Genomic DNA, 19,434 nt, shown 5'->3' with positions numbered 1-19,434 from the left:
TAATGTTATGTCTACATCGGATGCACAGCATTCTGCAGATCTAAATGCACAAACAGTTTCAGCGATTGCCCATCTGGCTCGATTGTCGCTAGATGAAGCGCAATCTGCTGACTATGCTCAAAGTTTAAATAAAATTTTAGGCATGATGGAAACCCTGAAAGGCATCGATACTGACGGTGTTGAACCACTAAAAAGTCCATTCGACAATCCACAGCCCTTACGTGAAGACGTGGTATCTGAGACCAATCATCGCGAAGCATATCAAGCAGTTGCTCCTGCCGTACAGGATGGCTTGTACCTTGTTCCGCGTGTGATTGAATAATTTTTATTCAGATCAACATTTTTTCAAATTAAACGTAAAGAAATATTTCTCATGACAGATTTACATCGCTTATCAATTCGTGAATTGTCTGAAGGTTTGGCTGGCGCTAAATTTTCTTCACGCGAATTGACAGAACACTATTTAAAACGCATTGAAAAAATCGATGCTCAAGTCAAGTCATACGTGACCGTGACAGCTGAACAAGCACTTGCGCAAGCAGATGCGGCTGATGCTGCAATTAAAGCAGGCAATGCAACTGCGTTGACCGGTGTACCAATTGCACATAAAGATATTTTCTGTACCCAAGGCATTAAAACCACTGCTGGTTCTAAAATGCTGGACAATTTTATCTCTCCTTACGACGCGACCGTTGTAGCGAAAGGTAAAGCTGCGGGCCTTGTCACTTTAGGTAAAGTGAACATGGACGAATTCGCCATGGGTTCGACCTCTGAAAATTCATTTTATGGCGCAACGGCTAACCCTTGGAACTTAAACCATGTTCCGGGTGGTTCTTCAGGCGGTTCTGCTGCGGCTGTAGCAGCTGATCTTGCTCCATTTGCAACAGGTACAGATACAGGCGGTTCAATCCGTCAGCCTGCGTCTTTCTGTGGTTTGACTGGTCTTAAACCGACTTACGGTCGTGTTTCTCGTTTCGGTATGATCGCGTATGCATCATCTTTAGACCAAGGCGGCCCAATGGCACGTTCGGCTGAAGACTGTGCTTACCTCATGAACGTGATGGCAGGTCATGATGCGAAAGATTCAACTTCTGTTGAAAAAGACGTCGATAACTACGTAGCAAACTTAAACGGCACTTCTGTAAAAGGTTTACGCATTGGTATTCCTAAGCAGTACTTTAATGTTGCTGGTTTAGATGCAGACGTAAAAGCACGCGTTGAAGAGTCACTGAAAAAGCTTGAAGAAATGGGCGCAATCTTGGTTGAGATTGACCTAAACATGACTGAAAGCTACGTGCCGACTTACTACTTGATTGCCCCTGCTGAAGCATCGTCTAACTTATCTCGTTTCGACGGCGTACGTTATGGCTACCGTGCAGAAAACCCTGTGGATTTGATGGACTTGTACAAACGTTCACGTTCTGAAGGTTTTGGTAAAGAAGTTCAGCAACGTATTTTGATTGGTACTTACGCGCTTTCTGCCGGTTACTACGATGCTTATTATGTGAAAGCGCAAAAAGTACGTCGTTTAATTCAACAAGACTTCTTAAAAGCATTTGAATCTGTAGACGTGATTGCGGCTCCTGCTGCACCAACGACTGCATATAAGATTGGTGCAAACTTATCTCCTGTAGAAATGTACTTAGGCGACATCTACACTATTGCAGTGAACTTGGCAGGCTTACCTGCGATTAACGCGCCTGTTGGTTTTGACAAAGACAACTTGCCTGTTGGCTTACAGTTGATTGGTAACTACTGGTCAGAATCTCAATTGTTGTCTGTGGTGCATCAGTACCAACAAGCAACCGATTGGCATACACAACGCGCTGCAATTGCTGAGGAGAATGCATAATGGCTAAAAACGCTGCGAAACCAAAATCTAACCTGATTGATGGTTGGGAAGTGGTGATTGGTATCGAGATTCACACTCAGCTTGCAACCAATACCAAAATTTTCTCAGGTTCATCAACTACGTTTGGTCAAGACCCAAATACGCAAGCGAGCCTTGTTGACTTGGCAATGCCCGGCGTATTGCCAGTATTGAACAAAGAAGTGGTTGATCTTGCGATCCGCTTTGGTTTGGGTATCGATGCGTACATCGACCAAGCATCTGTGTTTGCACGTAAAAACTATTTCTACCCTGACTCTCCAAAAGGCTACCAAATCAGCCAAATGGACAACCCGATTGTGGGCTTGGGTCATATCGACATTCAACTTGAAGATGGTACGGTTAAGCGCATTGGCGTAACCCGTGCTCACCTTGAGGAAGATGCAGGTAAATCGATCCATGACCAATTTGAAGGTCAATCTGGTATCGATTTAAACCGTGCTGGTACACCGCTGCTTGAAATCGTATCTGAACCCGATATGCGTTCGGTTGAAGAGGCGGTTGCCTACATTAAAGCGATTCACACGCTAGTTCGTTGGTTAGGCATTTCTGACGGCAACATGGCAGAAGGTTCGTTCCGTGCAGACTGTAACGTGTCTTTACGTCGTCCGGGTCAACCGTTTGGTACACGCTGCGAGTTGAAAAACCTCAACTCATTCCGCTTCATTGAACAAGCGATTAACGTAGAAATTGAACGTCAAATGGAAATCCTAGAATGGGAAGGCACCATTGACCAAGAAACACGTTTATTCGACCCTGTGAAGATGGAAACACGTTCAATGCGTTCTAAAGAAGAAGCGAACGATTACCGCTACTTCCCAGACCCTGACTTGTTGCCTGTAGTCATTCCAGATGCGCAAATCGAAGCGATTAAAGCGCAAATGCCTGAGCTTCCTGCGGCTCGTCGTGCACGTTTCGTGACTGACTTTGGTGTGACTGAATATGACGCTCACGTGCTTACATTGAGTCGTGAAATGTCAGAATTTTACGAAGAAGTTGTCGCTGCTGCTGGCGGCGCTGCTCAAGGTAAGATTGCGGCAAACTGGGTAATGGGCGAATTCTCTGGTGCTTTAAACAAAGCGGGCTTAGAGCTTCATGACTCTCCTGTATCTGCTGAAAAACTTGGCGGTATGATCGCGCGTATTGTAGACAACACCATTAACGGTAAGATCGCGAAGCAAGTATTCGGCTTTATGTGGGATGAAGGCAAAACTGCGGACGAGATTATTGCTGAAAAAGGCTTGAAACAGGAAACTGATACAGGCGCAATTGAAGCGATTATTAAAGACGTGCTTGCGGCAAACGAGAAGATGGTTGAAGAGTATAAATCTGGTAAAGAGAAAGCCTTTAACGGTCTTGTTGGTCAAGTGATGAAAGCAGCGAAAGGTAAAGCCAACCCTGCACAAGTCAATGAATTAATGAAGAAATTGATTGGTTGAGAATTGACTAATCAGTTGTTTTCATGAGATAAAAACCTCGCTTAATGCGGGGTTTTTTTATGGACAAGATATTATCTTCAGAACATCTTCAAAATGTTGGTTTTAGTGGTTGGACTGTTAGTTTAATTCTCATTGTTCTTTCTATTTTAGGATGGGGTTACAAAAAATTCAAAAACAGGAAAAGCGCCCAAAGAAGCCGCCTTTATAAAAAGCTTAAACCTTACTGGGATCGGAACTATCAGATCTTTATTGATTATGGTCCTCATGAAAACAATGATGCTTTCTATGATTTAGAGGGTAATGCAACAGAAGAATGGCGAAAAAAAGTTAAAGAAATAATGTTGCCTAATCATCAAAAAATTAGGGATATATGCTCTGAAAATCTATTGCTAATGACGCAAGAGGAACGTGACTTATATCATCAATATGAAGATCATGTCACCGATTTTAAATCGTGTCATGAATCAGGTTATTTACCCAATAGAAGATTCCCCCAAGATATAGTCACAATATTTAAGGATTAAATTATGAATTGGTTAGACAGCTTAAAAGCTCATGATAATGTTGAAACCGTTAATAAAGAAGGTAATCTCATTAAAATAACTACGAAAGATAATCGACCTGAACTTTTATCTCTTTCAAACTTTAATGAGAAATTAACGGGCAAAATGCTTCAAACCCTCTTAAAAACTTATAAGTTTGATTTTTTACTGTGCAATAAGAAAAATTTTTTCCTAGATGAGGAGGCTATTCGATTATTAAAACAAAATAATATTAGTTTTGGTACTGGTGGTGATTTATTTAGGTTGTTGAATGATACAGAAACTGCTTATCCAAATTTCATTAACAAAGATTCTGAATACGTCATGAAGAATTTAGGAACAAATTTTAATGTTAAAAGCTATCAACTCACTTCCAACCGAAAAGTTTCCGTTAAACGTCATGATGGTCGAGATATTACCTTTGTATTTATTAATGAATATGCTATTACACAAGAAAGAATAAATGAAATTTATGAGCTTTATGCACCATTTGACTTTGTTCTTGCAGCAAATCCAAACGCCCATTGGAAAGACTACACCTACCGTGGTCAAGAAGTAAAAATTGGATTGTGGGCTGCTCTTTTTTCATTTTTAGCAAATCCAAAGTCATAAGTGCTCGAAATTTCAAATTTAATTAATGAACTTCAAATATTAGAGATTGATTGTGATATCTATTTATTCGGCTCCTACTTGAAGAGTAGCAAGTGGGCTGACCTTGATTTTCTTATAGTTTATAGAACGTACGAAGATATAAAAAAATTGAAGGAAGTCTTTTCAAGACATTTTCAACATACACCTTTAGATCTAAATTTTATGACACAAGAAGAAGAAGGATATTTTAATTTTATTAGTCAAACCAATGCTCAGCAAATTTTTCCTAAAATAAGTCGCAATATCAAAACATGACCATCAAAAAATTATCCTCCATCGCCAAACTCGAAGACTTAGGACGTGTTCAACTTTCAAAGTCCTTCTTTATGCGCGACTTCATGTGTAGCGAAATCACCAACTGGTACGGTGTCCCCAACTTTCCAGACCATCCTGAAAAAGCCATCTACACAGGCACACAACTGTGTGAGCAACTGCTCGAACCATTACAAGATAAGTTTGGACGTATTGCGATTCGTTCAGCATATCGCTCACCAAGCGTCAACCAACTTGGTAATGAAAAAGGCCATAACTGCGCCACTAACGAGATAAACTTTGCCAGTCATATTTGGGACTATCCCGATGCAAAAGGCTATGGTGCAACGGCATGTATTGTCATTCCATCATTTCTTGAATTATATGAAAAAGACCTAAGCAATTGGCTTATTGGATTCATAACAACTTGAACTATAGCCATCTGCAGTTTTTCCCGAAACTCTGTGCTTTTAATATTGGTTGGCATGAAAAACCTGCACGAGAAATTTATAGTTATATCCAACCGAAAGGCTATTTATTACGGGGTGAAGCAGTTAATAAAGAATTTGAAAAGTTTTATCCTGATCTACGGTAATTTCTCCCGCACCCCTGCGCATCAGTGTTGCTCATCCCAGAGGAAGATAGAGTGTCAAGTGATTCTTTAGGTAAGTGAAGTTCCCTCTCCTTTTAGGAGATGAGAAGCACTACTTCGCAAAGGAGGGGTTTTAGAAAGCTATTATTGTGAGTAAGATTTAATTTTTTTAATTAAAATAAAAAAAAATTCAAATAGATAAAAACAAATAGATCATTAGAATTTTATGTGTAAACTTAGCTAGAATATCCGATTAAACTTTTATCAAAAAAGAATAACAAATGTCACTACTACAAATTTTACTATCGATACTAGGCATCTGTTTCGTTCTTTTGATGTATGGCTCTGTAAATACTGACAGAGAACTAATACCTAAGTTATCTCAGCTAAAAAAAATTTGGAGTGTAAAGTCTCTATATCAATTGTTTTCGCCCATTCGTTTTATCTTTAGTAAATTTAACCAATTTCTATTTTTCTTAAAGAAAAATGTTAAAAAGATCTTCAGATTTCTTGTTGAAATAACCTTTGAAATTTTATTCAACTTAATCCTACGTGGGATTTGGATTATCATAAAAAGTATATTTTTAGCTATTTTCAGAATATTTGACTAAAACTCAAAGGACTACTTTTCTTTTCATACTTAGATAGCTATGGAAAGCTAATAGAATTTGAGCGCGTTCAACCTTTAAAATCATTTTTATGCGTGACTTCTAATTACCCTCACCCCAGCCCTCTCCCTCCCATAGGGAAAGCGCGCGTCACAACATCAATGTAATACGCATTGTTCCCTCTCCTTTTAGGAGAGGATTAGGTTTGATAAAGACATCTGGGACAAAATTAATAAAGTTTTTATAAAGAATAAACCTTAAAGCCCTTCCAACTGAGCTTCACACCCCGCCCACTCATTTACATTACGCAAATACTTTAATGGTTTAATTTCAACTCGCTCACCAGAAGGCAAAATTTCTTGCACTTCTAGGGAACATTGATTCCCACCCTTTTGGTCCAACAATTCATAATTCTTATTTGAAGCAAATTTATAAACAGCATCTACACTGCAACCACGCATTTCCGCACCTGTATGCCAGCTCTTATAAGCACTTAAAGCTATAAAACGTTCCGCAGGTAATTTAAATTCTGCAAACTGAATATTTTGAGGTGGGTATGGCATATTTAATGTTTTAACTTTATAACGAATATTACCACCTAAACCATTAACACTTTCCACTTCAGGCGACATGAGAAACTTAGGCTGCATTGACGTTATACATCCATTTGGAAATAATCGCACACTGAAATTTTGGCCTTGCTCAATCCGAATACTACTAGTCAAAGCTTCTGTAGAATCTTGATATAACTTATGACCAATTAATTTTTTTGATTGATTTACAACATTTGCTGTACAACCGGTAAGTGCTGTTGCAACTAAAAGCACAATACATATTTTTTTCATTATCCACTGCTTCCAGTTTAAAATTTGACTGATTTTATTAAAAAATAATCTAAATTTAAAAGAATTTAATTAACTTTTTTACTGTAGATATATGTATCAGTTCAATCTAAAGCATTTCAACTGTTCTATTTTTAGAAAAATCTAATGCAAATTTCGGTCTGTAATCTATATACACCGCCTGCCTATAATCCAAGCATGATTTAAAAAACTAAATGTAATAGGCACAAGAAAATGAAATCAATCATCTTAGCAGCACACCAATACGGCCAACCGGAAGTCCTCGAATTTGCAAACTACGAACTTCCGCCACTAGCCTCTGGCATGGCACGTATTCACGTCAAAGCCTCAGGGATCAACCCGATTGATGCACGTCGCATGACAGGTGAATTTAAACATCCAGCTCTGCCCCAAACCTTTGGTACAGAATACGCAGGGATCATTTCAGAAGTTGACGGCTCACAAAATGAATGGGCGGTAGGCGATGAAGTGCTGGGTTCAGGCGGTGCATTTACCCATGCAACCGTGATTGATGTGCCACTAGCGAATTTAATCCGTAAGCCGAAAAATATTGATTGGTCTATTGCTGGAACAATTGCAGGCGCAGCACAAACAGCCATGATTATTTTAGATGAAATGGGCCCTGCTCAGTCCTTACTGGTACATGGAGGTTCAGGCGGTGTCGGTTCTATTGTGGTACAGCTCGCAGTAGAAAAAGGCATTGAGGTTGTCGCAACGGCATCAGCAGCCAATCAAGACTATATTCGTAAATTAGGCGCTACGCCTGTCACTTATGGAGAAGGTTTAGTTGAACGTCTAAAAGCAGTGCATCCAACACCCTTTGATGTCTCTATTGATATGATCGGCTCGGAAGAAGCCACTCAAACCTCTCTTGCTGTGGTCAAAGTTGGCGGATTTATGGGAAGTATTGCTGGCAGAAAATTATCTTCCAATAAAATTCAGCCAGTATGGGTTAAACGTAACCCAAAAAACCTACAGCATGTCGTTGATGGCATTGCTGACGGCCGTTTTACGTGGACAGTCAGCCGTGAATATGAATTTAAGAATGCGCAGCAAGCCTATAGTGATATTTTAGAAGGTCATACCAAAGGTAAAAGTGTACTGGTTTTTGAATAATTATTAGCTAATCCATAATGTAAATGAGCGCTAAACAGCGCTCATTTACATCATTATTTAACTTAAAAATATGTATTTCAAATTTAAAAACGTTATCGGGTAATACCCAATTTATTCCAAATTTCTGGGGTTAAAAATTTAGTCACCAATTTATTCAAATCGACATAACGGAGTACGCCTTGTAATTGTTGTTTAATTTCAGGCGTCTTTAATATTTCATCCCCCGTGATACTACCAAGCTCTTGAAAACTTTCGCCTACAGCCTGTAGACCGTCGGCTTTAATTACAGCCTGCGTTTGCGTAGAACATTGCTCCACCAAAATTCGCTGCATCACTTGAGCCAAATTTTTATCGAGTTGCGTTTTTTGCGCATCACTGACATTACTGTATTGTTTTAAATCTGGATGCGCTGCCAAGGCAGAAAAGGTCCATTGCAGCACCGCTGTTTTATCCGCAGCAGTGGTCGATTTCACTAAACATTGACTGAGCTGATCGACCGTCGGACTCGCTAAACTCACTTGCGTCGTCCCAAGCATCATGAAGGTCAATAAAGCCAAACCTGCTGGTCGTGAAAAACGTAGATGTAATTTTTTAGATAAACCGTAAGCCATAGACCAAACTCCCAAAACTTGAGTCACCTTTGTATCATGAAGTGCTGTATTTGCTGTTTGGTCTATGTAACTCAACTATTCATTTTTGCTAGTCGGTGCATAGATGAGAGGATGAATCGTTGGCCTTCTATTCCAATACCAGTAAAAATGTCCATGGGTATCGAGCAAACTATGGGTGGTCAATGTCGATTTATTGCTATCACCTCGCCAACATGCAAGTGCTGCATTACGGTTATTATGTAGGTCAATAAACTCGGGATTTAAATATTTTGGTTTCGCAGGAATGTATAAAGCATCTCCCGGATTGACCCATAAATCTGCCAAGTAAATCTTGCCTAGATTTGGAAAATAGCGTCCCACTGAGATGACCAGAGGCAATTGATCCTGATCTGTCGCGCTAAAAATATGCGGAAAGTCATGGTGTTCTAAATCAGTAGCCACATAAGGAAATAAGGTTTTTCCACTACAGTCAGGCTTACCGCCATCTAGATAGGCAAAACAATGACCTGCCATCATGCCGTATTCATATTGAATCTCTGACAGTCGTTTTTGATTTGAATGAATCTGAATCGCTTCACCTGCCTGAACTAAGGTGATACCAAAAGCTGCAGCGGTTTCTCTGGTCGCAACCAATGGCATAAACTCGAAGTGTTGCCCTTCAAATTCAAGCTCCGTTTGCTCCCCCCAATTGGTAATTTTAGTCGAAATTTCGGAAGGCACATCGTAGGGATTTCCCATCGTCATTTTCGCATTGGTGGCTGACTCGGTAATTAAATGAATTCCTGCCCCAAGTGATGCTAAATATGTTGGATGCCCACGATCATTCAAAAAGAAGGGTGTTTGCTCGATATTGACTGTAATCTCTGTTAATTCTCGGTCAAATAATGGTGCATTAAAATAAGTTTCATTTACTGAACTCATGGTTTTTCCTTATTATTTTTTAAAATTTTATCTGAGTACATCATTGGATCAGGATAAAAGCTTATTTCCCCAAATGGCTTTTATCCTGTTGAAGTTTATTTCATACGATTCAACATATTTTTTGCCCCTGCGTGGTTATAGTTGGTCGCTAAGTTTTGTAGGATGCCTTTTGCTCTTGCATTGGCGTTTGGATAACTTTTGCTATATGCAGGCACTGAGGTTAAGCATTTTGCAACGAGCATACCTGATTCAGCATAGGCTCTATTGGCATTTGCACCATTTAATTTGCCATAGCTATAAGCGCGCTGTGCATTATTACAAGCGGTGACTTGGTTTTTTCCGGCATTCAGATCGCGTCGTGCATTCACATATAAGCGCATTTGTATCTGCTGAGATGTTTCAGCAACTGGTTTCACTATAGGTTTGTTTTCAGGCTCTTTGGCTTTGGTTTCTTTTTTAGTCTCTACTTCTTTTTTTGCTTCATCTTTCGCATTGCTTTTTGTTGTCGTTGCTTTTGCTTTTGCTTTGCTTGGTGTGGCTTTTTTAGCTACAGTTTCTTCTTGTTTATTATAGTTTTTGCGACGTTCTTCGGGTCCAATAATTGCTGTATACAAACTCACTAAGCGGGTTTCAGAACGGTCATTTAATTTACGCTCTGAAACGGGTTCAATAGCAACCATCCAACGTTGTCCATCTGCCTGACTACACTGAAACACACCTGTGCTCTGTTTTATACTGCTATAGGTCGCTAATAATTTACGACTCCATGCATTTTTGACTTGGTTCAAATTGCTTTTATTCAGTTGAATAAATTTGCCATTTTTGGCTTGGCAGTAACTGCTCATATTTTGCTTGGGTATGAGCGATTCTGCTTCCATATTTTTCTTTTGTGGTCCCCAATCATAGACGTATTCTTTCGCCTTGCCATTTGAGCTATTTAGCCCTTTTTGATTGATCACTTCTTGTGGTGATGCATAATGATTAAATGAATTTGGGTTTAAACTCTGCATGGTGGTACAACCATGTAATGCAAATCCAATACTCCCCACCCATAAAATTGCCTTTAAATTCACAGCAAAAATCTCAAAAAATTCACCCTTAAAAAATAGCGTAATTTAGTGCCTTTCACAATTTTATAATCTTGATTTTATTTATTATTTTTATAAATTTAATCACTAAAATCGTACACGTTTGAGATGTGTGCATATGTTGTTAATTTTAATTTGATGAATTTCACATTTTATTTAAGTGTATTTGTTTATCCTTGGTGAACGGTCATCATCGTTCCCTTTTAGGTTATTTCGCAAGCATTTATGTATCGCTATGTGCTTATCAAATCTGCCATCAGAACAAGCCTCTATTATTAATAATAATATAAAGCTGGGCCTATCCATGATTCGAGCGACAATATGGAATCGAGTAAAAAAACAGCTCATCTAAAAATATTAATCTATTGATTTTATTGAAATATATTAACTTAAAATTAAAGTCATAAAAAAACCTGCATTTTAGTGCAGGTCTATTTTAAACTTATAAAATCAATTATTAATTTTTTCTTCAAACGCTCTTAAACGCTTATAAATAGAAATCAGTTCGATAATGGTTGTCCATGAGGAAATCAGGTATTGGAAGGAATCACGTACACGCCCAAAGACATTTAAAATTTGCATTAATATACCGAGCGTAATTGTTCCCGCAGCAATACTTGGAAACAAAATAAAATATCCATAAATATTATCCAGTTGCATGTACCAAATACGAACCAGATTGAAATAAGCGTAGTGGAAATACAGTCTAAAATAATTAAAACGAACTTTAGTAAATAATTCTTTTAATGTGAAAGGGTCTGCTCGATCTGCATAATCTTCACCATAAACTAACTCTTTACGATATGCCGCTTCGACTTTTTGATTATTAAACTCCAAACCCGGTAGTTTATAACCCACCAGCATTAAAATAACCGTCCCTAAAACCGCCCAAAGGACTGCCGCCCAAACCAATGCATAGGCGATTTCCCCCACGACAGGTAATTTCTTTACATGTGTTGATAAAGTTAGCAGCACAGGTAGAAATGCAATTAAGGTCATCACCGATTCAACTAAGCTAACCCCAAGTCCTTCTGTGGTTCTCGCAAAACGCATCGTGTCTTCTTGAATACGCTGTGAGGCACCTTCGATGGTTCTCAGTTTTTCCCAATGCGCTGTATAAAAGTCATTCATCGCAGTACGCCAACGAAAAACATAATGACTGACGAAAAACAGGTTCAATACCGCCAGTGTGACATACACCATGGCCACATAGAGAAAAGTCAGTATCTCAGAATATAGCATCGTCACTTCGCCCCCACCACCTGAAAGCATTTTCTGGATCAGGTCATAGAATGGGTTATACCAAGCATTGATCACGACATTACATTCCACACTAAACCAAACATTAAACAGAATAAGTGCGGTTCCCCACACTGACCATCGCTGCCAAGGATTATCTGATTTGATCTTCCAAAAGGCTGCAAAAAGCGCCGTTGCTACAAAAAACCAAACATAGAACCATAAAAATTTGGGACTCCAAAATCGGCTGACACCAATAGGTAGTTCTGCAATATGATAATTTGCAGGTAAACCAAATATCGTACCCCAACTATTACCACCGCTATACCACAAGACAATATTGATTACGAACCATAGAAGGAATGATCCAAAAAACCATTTTGGATTTGGAAAAAACGATTTAAACATTGGCCCTACATTTCCCTAAATCTTTGTTTTTAGTTTGAGTTGCTGATGATAAGTTTTATTTCATCAATTTTGTTATTCGGATTGAATATTTAACGCTGTTTAATCTGAAATTTAACAATCAAATACAAGACGACACATCATTCTGTTAGCTTAAGCATGAAAACTGAAAATTGCCTTAAATTCCTTTATTGATCAAGTCATATTGATGATTTGGTCATTGTTTGTGGAACAAAAAACGCATCTTAAGCATACAGATACACTTAAAAAATTTGTAATTTTATAAATTTTCTTTGATATCAATAAATTAAAATCCATAAATTATTTAACCATTATTTAAACTTAAGTTATGGAATTCTCTAAAATATTTTCTGCGATGTAGCTCACGTCATTTACAAAACATGTTTCTTCACCAATAATATGCTAAGTTCAATTAACAACCTATGCTTGGGGAAGTAAAATGGAAAGTGCAATTGTTGAATTACTCAAACCAATTACATTAAATAAAGAAAATTGCAGTCCTTTGGTTTTTGAAACTGGTACCGTTCTAAAAGTGATTATGCAAACGCCAGAAGGCCTTTTGGTAAGTAATGATGACAAATTTAACTTTATGATTTCATTGAAAGATAAGAATGAAGTTTGGCGCGAAATTTAATTTTCGCCTCACTTTGTGATTTGTTTTTAAATCATATTTATTCTAAGAAATTTAATCATACAATTATTGAATAAACAGGATAAGGTTCTTAAATTCCATAAAAAAAGAACCCTCCTTTTAAGCAAATATTTTTCATAACTTAGCTTAACGTTTAAATCCGTAAATCATATTTTTCTAAAATCGCATTGGTTTTCTGATGCAATCCCTCAAAATAGACTTTACTCACCAGTGCTGAAGGCTTGTTTTTTGGCAATGGCCGAATTTCATGTGCGTGCGGAAAACGTTCAGTAAAATCAAATCGTTGAACCACTTTTTTAAATTCATCAATCACAAGATTTTCATCTTTACAAAAGACATCATAGGCTTGCTGTTTTTCTGCATCCCAAAACTGCTTAAATGCATCTTGAACACTTTGGCCATTCAGCATTCGTGGCATTTGTTCATCAATAAATTTCTGAATCAAATCCATTTTTTTATACATTTTTCGGTCATTACTGAGTAAAGATTGGAGTTGTTGCTGCTGTTTCGCTCTTTGAATCGAGGACGGTGGCGCAGCAGCAATCATATTTAATAATGTATAAATATAATCCTGATTTACATAATCACTAATAATAAAATCTAAAGCAAAATTCACGTCACGTAGCACTGAATCTTTTTCAACCGCTGTACCTTTATTTATTCTGTCATACAAATCTTTATATTTAGATTTATAGTCCTCAAGTTCTTGCGGCACTATAACTGCGTTATCAACATCAAAGTCTGTATACATTTTCAGTTGTGAATGTAGACGAATCACATCACGAAAAGCTTGAATAAACTGCAACTGCTGACTTTCGAGTTTTAGATCATCTACTGACTGACACTCAGGTGTTATTTTTCTTAATTCACTAACACACTTATTAAATTCTGCTAATTGTTGATCCAATGGTGGCACAATCACTGGTTCAAAATTTTGGTCGTCTGCAAAAGTAGAAAGAGCTTTATCTGTTGCCTGCTTTAAATTTCTAAAACACACGACATTACCAAAAGCTTTAGTTGGTTTGTAAATACGGTTTGTACGCGAAAAAGCCTGAATTAATCCGTGATATTTTAAGTTCTTGTCGACATAAATCGTATTGAGCGGCAATGAGTCAAACCCAGTCAGGAACATATTGACCACAAGTAATAAATCAATTGGTGGCCCTTTCAGCTCCCCAACTTCTTTAGGTGGTTTAGGTACTTTGAAGTACTTAACGCGATCACCTAGATTTTTATAATATTCGTAAAATCCTTCGTCACAGTTATAGCTAGTCAGATGGCGCGTATTGAATTCTGCAATGATCCGTTCAAGTTGCGCTTTACGCCCCATATCAACTTGACTCGGCTGTTCTAGTTCTTCTTCAGAAATTGTACCTGTTGCAGAGTCATTGGCGTCGTTTGTCGTGTCCTGCGCTCCAAAAGAAAATATCGTACCAATCACTAAAGGGGTATAAATTTCTTCCTTCTTGTCCGCTTCTGCAACCAACTCTGCTTGGACTTTGGCAAATATTGCATAATATTGAAGCAGGACATCTACTGAGCTGACACAAAACATTGAACAAAATTCGCGTTTTGCCGTTTTTTTGTCATGATTTTTTAAAATATAACGTACAATTTTTTCTAAGCGCTCAGGGTTGTCATACAGCTCTTTAGTATCGATGCCTTGTATTTTTTCATCACCTGCATTCACCTGATTTGCGGTAAATTGCCCCACATAATCAATTTGAAAAGGTAGAACATTTTTATCTGCAATCGCATCGACAATCACATATTTATGCAGTCGTTTAGGGAATAGATATTCTGTGGTGTATTTCACGCCACCAATGCTTTGACAGTTCACAGGAAAAATAGGCGTGCCTGTAAAACCGAACATTTGCGCCTGTTTAAAGAAGCGTTTGATATTTTGGTGAGTATCACCAAATTGACTGCGGTGGCATTCATCAAAAATAAATACGACTTTTTTATCTGCCAAATCGGCGATCAATTCTCTGAATTTAGGGAGTGTAATTGCGTTATTCAGCTTTTGAATGGTCGTCACGACCAATTTATCTGTGAGTATATTGCTTTCATTTTTTCGTGAGTTCAGCCGTTTACCGATGAGCTGCTCAACCAATGTTTTGGTGTTGGTCGTTTGGTCTACGCAGTCGGGAACAAAGGCATTGAACTCTTTAGTGGTTTGATTATCGAGGTCTTTTCGGTCCACGACAAAGATAACTTTTTCTATTTCAGGCAACTGACGCATGATTTCACTGGCTTTAAATGCCGTGAGTGTTTTACCCGAACCCGTTGTATGCCAAATATAGGCATGATCGGTTGAGGTTTTTACATGCTGAATCATGTTTTCAACTGCATAGACTTGATAAGGTCGTAGCACCATTAAGCATTCATTGGTTTGATGCTGAACGATGTATTTACTGATCATTTTCGTAATATGTGCGGCGTTTAAAAATGCTTCGGTAAATTTACTCAAATCATTAATTGCTTTGTTGTTTTCATCGGCCCACGGAAATGTGAAATCAAACAGTGGCGTACCGTGTGAATAATATAAGCAATTTACGCTGTTGCTAATGACAAACAGCTGTATGTATCCAAACAAACCTTTTCCAGATGTATAGGCGTCTTTACTGTAGTTATGCACTTGGTGAAACGCTTGTGCGATTTCTACGCCACTACGCTTAAGTTCAACTTGTACCAACGGAAAGCCGTTGATCAATAGCGTGACATCAAAACGGCTGGTTTCTGTACCGCTCTCACCGTATTGAACCGTCACTTGGTTGGTCACTTGAAAAATATTTTTTTCTGCATCATCACTTAAAAAGCGCAGTGTTTGGGTCGTACCATCATCATGTTTAAGCTGGTATGAACCACGCAATAGTTTGGCTTTGCCGAAAATCGTATGTTCACTGCTCAGGTAATTCCACACCTGTTCCCATTGCTCATGTGTGAGTGGTGCAGTCAGTGCGTTAAATTTTTCTATTTGATTTTTTAAGTTTGCGAGTAAGGCTGTTTCGTTTCTATACTGAACACGTTCGTACCCTAAAGTTGTTAAGTGCTCTATAAATTGGTTTTCGAGTTCAAGTTCTTTTTGGGTCGACATTTATAATACTGCTCAGTTTTTAACTATTGGTATGTATATCTTTTGATTCTAATAGATTTATTATATTTTTCAATCTTTTAAATTCATCAAATAAACACCTAAACTGATGATACAGATCACTGTTTTTTCTTTTAGGAATCCTTCAGTACTTTCTTAAATAAAAAATTCCCACATTTGAATAAATGCAGGAATTTTATGAAGCAATATAAACAATCAGACAAACATTTGCTGTAACAAGCCTTTTTTCCACTGTTTGGCTTGTTCAATTTTCTGTGCAACACCTGCAATTTTTTGGTCAATCACTGTCAGAAAATTAGCGATTTTAGTTTGTTCTTCTAGGCAAGGGATTTCTATTTCAATAGATGATAAATCTGAACTATTAATCGCAGGATAGCTTGTTCCTGTGCAATGATTCAGAACTTCATCTAAAAATACTTTTCCATGTAAGGCATAATAAATAAACTTAGAGTTTAATTCTGTACGAATTTGAGCATAACCTGTTGAAGCTACGTATCCCCCATCTAAATTAAAATAATAATTGTTCTGTTGATAAGGTCTAACCATTTGAAATAAAACATCTCCCTTAGCCAACAATCTTTGTGCTCGACTTGGTGCTTCACTCAAAGTAATATTTTTTTCTAAAAGTAACTGCCCCTTTTCAACGCTTTCCAAATCAATATAAATAAAGTTTTTAGGTAGTGTTTTTGTTTTAGGATTAATTTGTGCGACCTCTTTTAACTCTCGCTGACTCCACTCCCCAAACTCACTCCCATCATCCGCTTTAAAACGTATCTGCTGGCTAAACAGCTTTTGCATCATGCCCTGTTTATATTGGCTCAGTAGTTCATGTTTTTGGGTCAGTAGGTTAATTTTTTCATCCACAGCGGAAAGAAAAGAAGCGATTTTGGCTTGTTCTTCTAAGCAAGGAAACGCTATATCTAAATTACCCACAATTTTAAAGTTTAAGGCTGGCATTGCTCCACCAGACATTTCGCTCTGAAAATAGTTAAACGTCTTGTCTGATTTCAAAATCAGCTTCAAATATTTCTGATTTATTATTTTACTATCAGCAACCACTTTAAAAAGGTTATTTGCAATAACACCTTCTTCATCTGAACCGATAAATCCTGCTGTTGCACCATATCTAACAATGGCTATATCTTCTTTACATAGAATTTTCTCAGGTGAGCCATCATATTTAATGAATCTAAAATCTTTCGAATTCTGAGTGAAGTTTTCAATTCTTAAGAATTTTATCAGTCCTTCTTCACATGCTATATATTGATCATCTAAAGATACTTGTTCACCTTGAAAAAACTTAGCTTTATTGCCAAGTTTTGATCTTTCCCAATCCCTATCAAACTCTTTAAATCGTAACTTAGGCGAAGCCATTACTTCACCTCCGCAAACGGAGAATCAATCCCTAACTCTTTACAAAAACCTGCAATCACCGCATCAGTCTTTTGACTTTCCACTTCTAAGGCGTGAAGCTGTTTCGCTATTGCATCTAAATCAATTTCAGCTTCCGCTTCAAAAGTATCCACATAACGAGGAATATTCAAATTGTAATCATTGTCAGCAACTTCTTGCAGACTCGCTACGTATGCATATTTTTCAATATTTTGACGGTTTTCAAATGCACCAACGATATTATCTAAATGCTCTGGCAAGAGCTTGTTTTGATTCTTTTGCTTATCAAACTCGTTGCTCGCATCAATAAATAAAATATTGTCGCTATGCTCACGGTTTTTCTTCAACACCAACACACAAGTCGGAATAGTCGTGCCATAGAAAATATTGGCAGGCAAACCAATAATCGTATCAATCACATTTAACTTTTCAATTAGATGCTTACGAATGTGCCCTTCACTCGAACCACGGAACAAAACTCCATGCGGTAGTACAATCGCCAAAGTCCCATTTTCATCTAACTGATAAAGCATGTGCTGTAAAAACGCCATATCGGCCTTAGAACTTGGGGCTAACTTACCAAAATCACGGAAACGCGGATCGCTTAAGTATGACTCACTCGCAGACCACTTTGCCGAAAATGGTGGATTCGCTACAATCGCATCAAATTTCAGTTCCATATGCTGTGGACGTTTTAAAGTATCTTCCTGCTTAATTTCAAACTTTGAGTAATGCACATCATGCAAAATCATGTTCATACGTGCCAAGTTATAGGTCGTACGATTCATTTCTTGACCATAAATCGCATCCACATCGCCGACTTCACGCTTTACACGTAGCAATAAAGATCCTGAACCACAAGTCGGGTCATATACACTGCGTAGACGTTCTTTACCTAAGGTGACAAGTTTTGCAAGCAAAGTCGAAACCATTTGCGGTGTATAAAACTCACCTGCTTTTTTACCAGCACCTGAAGCAAATTCACCAATGAGAAACTCATAAGCATCGCCTAAAATATCAGACTCAGTATTCGATAGATCAAAATTAATATCGTCTAAATGTACGATCACACGGCTAATCAGCTCATTGCGGTCATCTGGCGTATTACCTAACTTGGTCGAACTTAAATCCATGTCTTCAAACAAATGTGAAAAATCATCGGCCGCATCTGTACGCAATGTACTTTGCTCAATTGCCTTAAGGGTTTTAATTACATCATCCAAAATGTATTTTTTTGCTCGAGCTAATGTTGCCATACTGTGGAACAATTCTTGTGGCGCTAAGAAATAGCCCATACTGGCAAGACATTCTTCACGCACAGCACTCAAATATGCATGATTATTTTCAGTATCTTCGACCAATTCTGCAAACTTAATTTGATCCGGCGCCAAAATTTCGTTGGCATTATTTTGAATTTTTTCAGACAAATATTTATAGAAGATCAAGCCCAAAATGTAATCACGGAATTCATCTGCCCCCATTTTACCGCGCAAAGTATTGGCAATATTCCAGAGTTGTTTTTGCAGTTCTTGAAGCTGGACTTGAGTCATTGTTGTACCAAAAAATGTTTTTAATTAATCATAAAAAAAGCCGAACCCGAAGGTTCGACTTTTTTGAATTTTGGTGGAGATGGCGGGAGTTGAACCCGCGTCCGCCAGCACTACGCTCGAGAATACTACATGCTTAGATATCGTCTATTGATTTAGCTCTTTGTGACCCGACGAACAGGGTACAAATCGCGATCCTTTAAGATTTAGTATAAGACCCCAAGGCTTGATCTTATACGGACTTGTGTGCGTTCGCTTCAGTCGGGACCCCTAACCACAAGTATTCAGGGATGCGGACAAGCTGCCCTTAGGCAGCTAGAGCGTAAGTTTCGTCGTTTGCGACTAAAATATGCAAATTTGATTTACGAGAGAAAATGCGCTCTCGACATGCATCTATGAGTTTCATCACCAGCGTCGAAGCCAGAAACATCCCCAAAGTAGCGTCATCATAGCATAACTGCAAAAAATTGCGATGCAATTTCGAAACAATTA

At 38.0% G+C, this 19,434-nt stretch carries 18 protein-coding genes and 1 other RNA gene; 10 read left to right on the top strand and 9 right to left on the bottom strand.

Annotation, left to right across the window (positions count from 1 at the left end; all coding sequences use genetic code 11):
- Positions 1-7: 7 nt before the first annotated feature.
- The 8 genes from gatC to FTV38_RS18075 are packed head-to-tail and all read left to right on the top strand — an operon-like array spanning position 8 to position 5,367.
- Complete coding sequence (gatC, locus tag FTV38_RS09135; protein ID WP_078189985.1) at positions 8-322, top strand: Asp-tRNA(Asn)/Glu-tRNA(Gln) amidotransferase subunit GatC; 315 nt, start codon at positions 8-10, stop codon at positions 320-322.
- A 51-nt stretch (positions 323-373) separates the two neighbouring features.
- Complete coding sequence (gatA, locus tag FTV38_RS09130; RefSeq protein ID WP_180022293.1) at positions 374-1,852, top strand: Asp-tRNA(Asn)/Glu-tRNA(Gln) amidotransferase subunit GatA; 1,479 nt, start codon at positions 374-376, stop codon at positions 1,850-1,852.
- Positions 1,852-3,327, top strand: coding sequence for an Asp-tRNA(Asn)/Glu-tRNA(Gln) amidotransferase subunit GatB (gatB, locus tag FTV38_RS09125; protein WP_180022292.1), 1,476 nt, complete (start codon positions 1,852-1,854; stop codon positions 3,325-3,327). Before gatA ends, gatB begins: the two co-directional genes overlap by 1 nt.
- A 59-nt stretch (positions 3,328-3,386) precedes the next feature.
- The gene (locus FTV38_RS09120) at positions 3,387-3,851 is read left to right on the top strand and encodes a hypothetical protein (protein ID WP_180022291.1); all 465 of its coding nucleotides are present in this window, start codon (positions 3,387-3,389) and stop codon (positions 3,849-3,851) included.
- A gap of 3 nt (positions 3,852-3,854) precedes the next feature.
- The gene (locus FTV38_RS09115; RefSeq protein ID WP_180014048.1) at positions 3,855-4,481 is read left to right on the top strand and encodes a hypothetical protein; all 627 of its coding nucleotides are present in this window, start codon (positions 3,855-3,857) and stop codon (positions 4,479-4,481) included.
- A complete protein-coding gene (locus FTV38_RS18400; protein WP_180014046.1) occupies positions 4,482-4,775 on the top strand; it encodes a nucleotidyltransferase domain-containing protein in 294 nt (97 codons plus the stop codon).
- Positions 4,772-5,203, top strand: a complete 432-nt coding sequence (locus FTV38_RS09105; protein WP_257228757.1) for a hypothetical protein — start codon at positions 4,772-4,774, stop codon at positions 5,201-5,203. The genes FTV38_RS18400 and FTV38_RS09105 overlap by 4 nt, the downstream gene beginning before the upstream one ends.
- Positions 5,200-5,367, top strand: a complete 168-nt coding sequence (locus FTV38_RS18075) for a hypothetical protein (protein ID WP_257228756.1) — start codon at positions 5,200-5,202, stop codon at positions 5,365-5,367. The genes FTV38_RS09105 and FTV38_RS18075 overlap by 4 nt, the downstream gene beginning before the upstream one ends.
- Positions 5,368-6,229: 862 nt before the next feature.
- Here the strand turns inward: FTV38_RS18075 and FTV38_RS09100 are convergent.
- On the bottom strand, positions 6,230-6,817 hold the full coding sequence (locus FTV38_RS09100) for a hypothetical protein (protein ID WP_180022290.1): 588 nt from the start codon (positions 6,815-6,817) through the stop codon (positions 6,230-6,232).
- 231 nt (positions 6,818-7,048) lie between these two features.
- Between FTV38_RS09100 and FTV38_RS09095 the strand changes: the two genes are divergently transcribed.
- Entirely contained in the window at positions 7,049-7,951 is a 903-nt protein-coding gene (locus FTV38_RS09095; RefSeq protein WP_180022289.1) for an NADP-dependent oxidoreductase, read from the top strand.
- 92 nt (positions 7,952-8,043) lie between these two features.
- On the opposite strand, the gene FTV38_RS09090 is transcribed toward FTV38_RS09095, so the two are convergent.
- The 4 genes from FTV38_RS09090 to sbmA form a co-directional block, all read right to left on the bottom strand.
- Positions 8,044-8,490: a hypothetical protein gene (locus FTV38_RS09090; protein WP_180022309.1), complete on the bottom strand. Its 447-nt coding sequence runs from the start codon at positions 8,488-8,490 to the stop codon at positions 8,044-8,046.
- Between the two features lie 147 nt (positions 8,491-8,637).
- On the bottom strand, positions 8,638-9,483 hold the full coding sequence (locus FTV38_RS09085) for a hypothetical protein (RefSeq protein ID WP_180022288.1): 846 nt from the start codon (positions 9,481-9,483) through the stop codon (positions 8,638-8,640).
- Positions 9,484-9,578: 95 nt separating this feature from the next.
- Positions 9,579-10,556, bottom strand: a complete 978-nt coding sequence (locus FTV38_RS09080; protein ID WP_180022287.1) for a hypothetical protein — start codon at positions 10,554-10,556, stop codon at positions 9,579-9,581.
- A 465-nt stretch (positions 10,557-11,021) separates the two neighbouring features.
- Complete coding sequence (gene sbmA / locus FTV38_RS09075) at positions 11,022-12,218, bottom strand: peptide antibiotic transporter SbmA (protein ID WP_180022286.1); 1,197 nt, start codon at positions 12,216-12,218, stop codon at positions 11,022-11,024.
- 457 nt (positions 12,219-12,675) lie between these two features.
- Between sbmA and FTV38_RS09070 the strand changes: the two genes are divergently transcribed.
- Positions 12,676-12,870 carry a hypothetical protein gene (locus FTV38_RS09070; RefSeq protein WP_078189992.1) on the top strand — a complete coding sequence of 65 codons (195 nt, stop codon included), beginning with the start codon at positions 12,676-12,678 and terminating at the stop codon, positions 12,868-12,870.
- Positions 12,871-13,021: 151 nt separating this feature from the next.
- Here FTV38_RS09070 and FTV38_RS09065 read toward each other — a convergent pair whose 3' ends face one another.
- The 4 genes from FTV38_RS09065 to ssrA all read right to left on the bottom strand — a co-directional run bounded on the left by FTV38_RS09065 (position 13,022) and on the right by ssrA (position 19,376).
- The gene (locus FTV38_RS09065; protein WP_180022285.1) at positions 13,022-15,985 is read right to left on the bottom strand and encodes a type I restriction endonuclease subunit R; all 2,964 of its coding nucleotides are present in this window, start codon (positions 15,983-15,985) and stop codon (positions 13,022-13,024) included.
- Between the two features lie 213 nt (positions 15,986-16,198).
- Positions 16,199-17,377 (bottom strand): restriction endonuclease subunit S, encoded by a 1,179-nt coding sequence (locus FTV38_RS09060; protein WP_180022284.1) that lies wholly within the window; start codon positions 17,375-17,377, stop codon positions 16,199-16,201.
- Positions 17,377-18,945: a type I restriction-modification system subunit M gene (locus tag FTV38_RS09055; RefSeq protein WP_180022283.1), complete on the bottom strand. Its 1,569-nt coding sequence runs from the start codon at positions 18,943-18,945 to the stop codon at positions 17,377-17,379. The genes FTV38_RS09060 and FTV38_RS09055 overlap by 1 nt, the downstream gene beginning before the upstream one ends.
- Before the next feature lie 71 nt (positions 18,946-19,016).
- Positions 19,017-19,376, bottom strand: a transfer-messenger RNA (tmRNA) gene (gene ssrA, locus FTV38_RS09050).
- Positions 19,377-19,434: the final 58 nt, after the last annotated feature.

The sequence above is a fragment of the Acinetobacter sp. YH16044 genome, assembly GCF_013417145.1.
Lineage (GTDB): Bacteria > Pseudomonadota > Gammaproteobacteria > Pseudomonadales > Moraxellaceae > Acinetobacter > Acinetobacter amyesii.
Note: the sequence above shows the minus strand (reverse complement) of the source record. Positions and strands in the feature narration are given on the sequence as shown.

What these genes read in the sequence shown, in the direction of transcription:
- FTV38_RS09105 (WP_257228757.1), top strand. Translation starts at nt 4,772, where the DNA reads ATGACCATCAAAAAATTATCCTCCATCGCCAAACTCGAAGACTTAGGA.
- FTV38_RS09090 (WP_180022309.1), bottom strand. Translation starts at nt 8,490, where the DNA reads ATGATGCTTGGGACGACGCAAGTGAGTTTAGCGAGTCCGACGGTCGAT.
- gatA (WP_180022293.1), top strand. Translation starts at nt 374, where the DNA reads ATGACAGATTTACATCGCTTATCAATTCGTGAATTGTCTGAAGGTTTG.
- FTV38_RS09055 (WP_180022283.1), bottom strand. Translation starts at nt 18,945, where the DNA reads ATGACTCAAGTCCAGCTTCAAGAACTGCAAAAACAACTCTGGAATATT.
- sbmA (WP_180022286.1), bottom strand. Translation starts at nt 12,218, where the DNA reads ATGTTTAAATCGTTTTTTCCAAATCCAAAATGGTTTTTTGGATCATTC.
- FTV38_RS09100 (WP_180022290.1), bottom strand. Translation starts at nt 6,817, where the DNA reads ATGAAAAAAATATGTATTGTGCTTTTAGTTGCAACAGCACTTACCGGT.
- gatB (WP_180022292.1), top strand. Translation starts at nt 1,852, where the DNA reads ATGGCTAAAAACGCTGCGAAACCAAAATCTAACCTGATTGATGGTTGG.
- FTV38_RS09115 (WP_180014048.1), top strand. Translation starts at nt 3,855, where the DNA reads ATGAATTGGTTAGACAGCTTAAAAGCTCATGATAATGTTGAAACCGTT.
- FTV38_RS09070 (WP_078189992.1), top strand. Translation starts at nt 12,676, where the DNA reads ATGGAAAGTGCAATTGTTGAATTACTCAAACCAATTACATTAAATAAA.
- FTV38_RS09065 (WP_180022285.1), bottom strand. Translation starts at nt 15,985, where the DNA reads ATGTCGACCCAAAAAGAACTTGAACTCGAAAACCAATTTATAGAGCAC.
- FTV38_RS09120 (WP_180022291.1), top strand. Translation starts at nt 3,387, where the DNA reads ATGGACAAGATATTATCTTCAGAACATCTTCAAAATGTTGGTTTTAGT.
- FTV38_RS09085 (WP_180022288.1), bottom strand. Translation starts at nt 9,483, where the DNA reads ATGAGTTCAGTAAATGAAACTTATTTTAATGCACCATTATTTGACCGA.
- FTV38_RS09095 (WP_180022289.1), top strand. Translation starts at nt 7,049, where the DNA reads ATGAAATCAATCATCTTAGCAGCACACCAATACGGCCAACCGGAAGTC.
- gatC (WP_078189985.1), top strand. Translation starts at nt 8, where the DNA reads ATGTCTACATCGGATGCACAGCATTCTGCAGATCTAAATGCACAAACA.
- FTV38_RS09060 (WP_180022284.1), bottom strand. Translation starts at nt 17,377, where the DNA reads ATGGCTTCGCCTAAGTTACGATTTAAAGAGTTTGATAGGGATTGGGAA.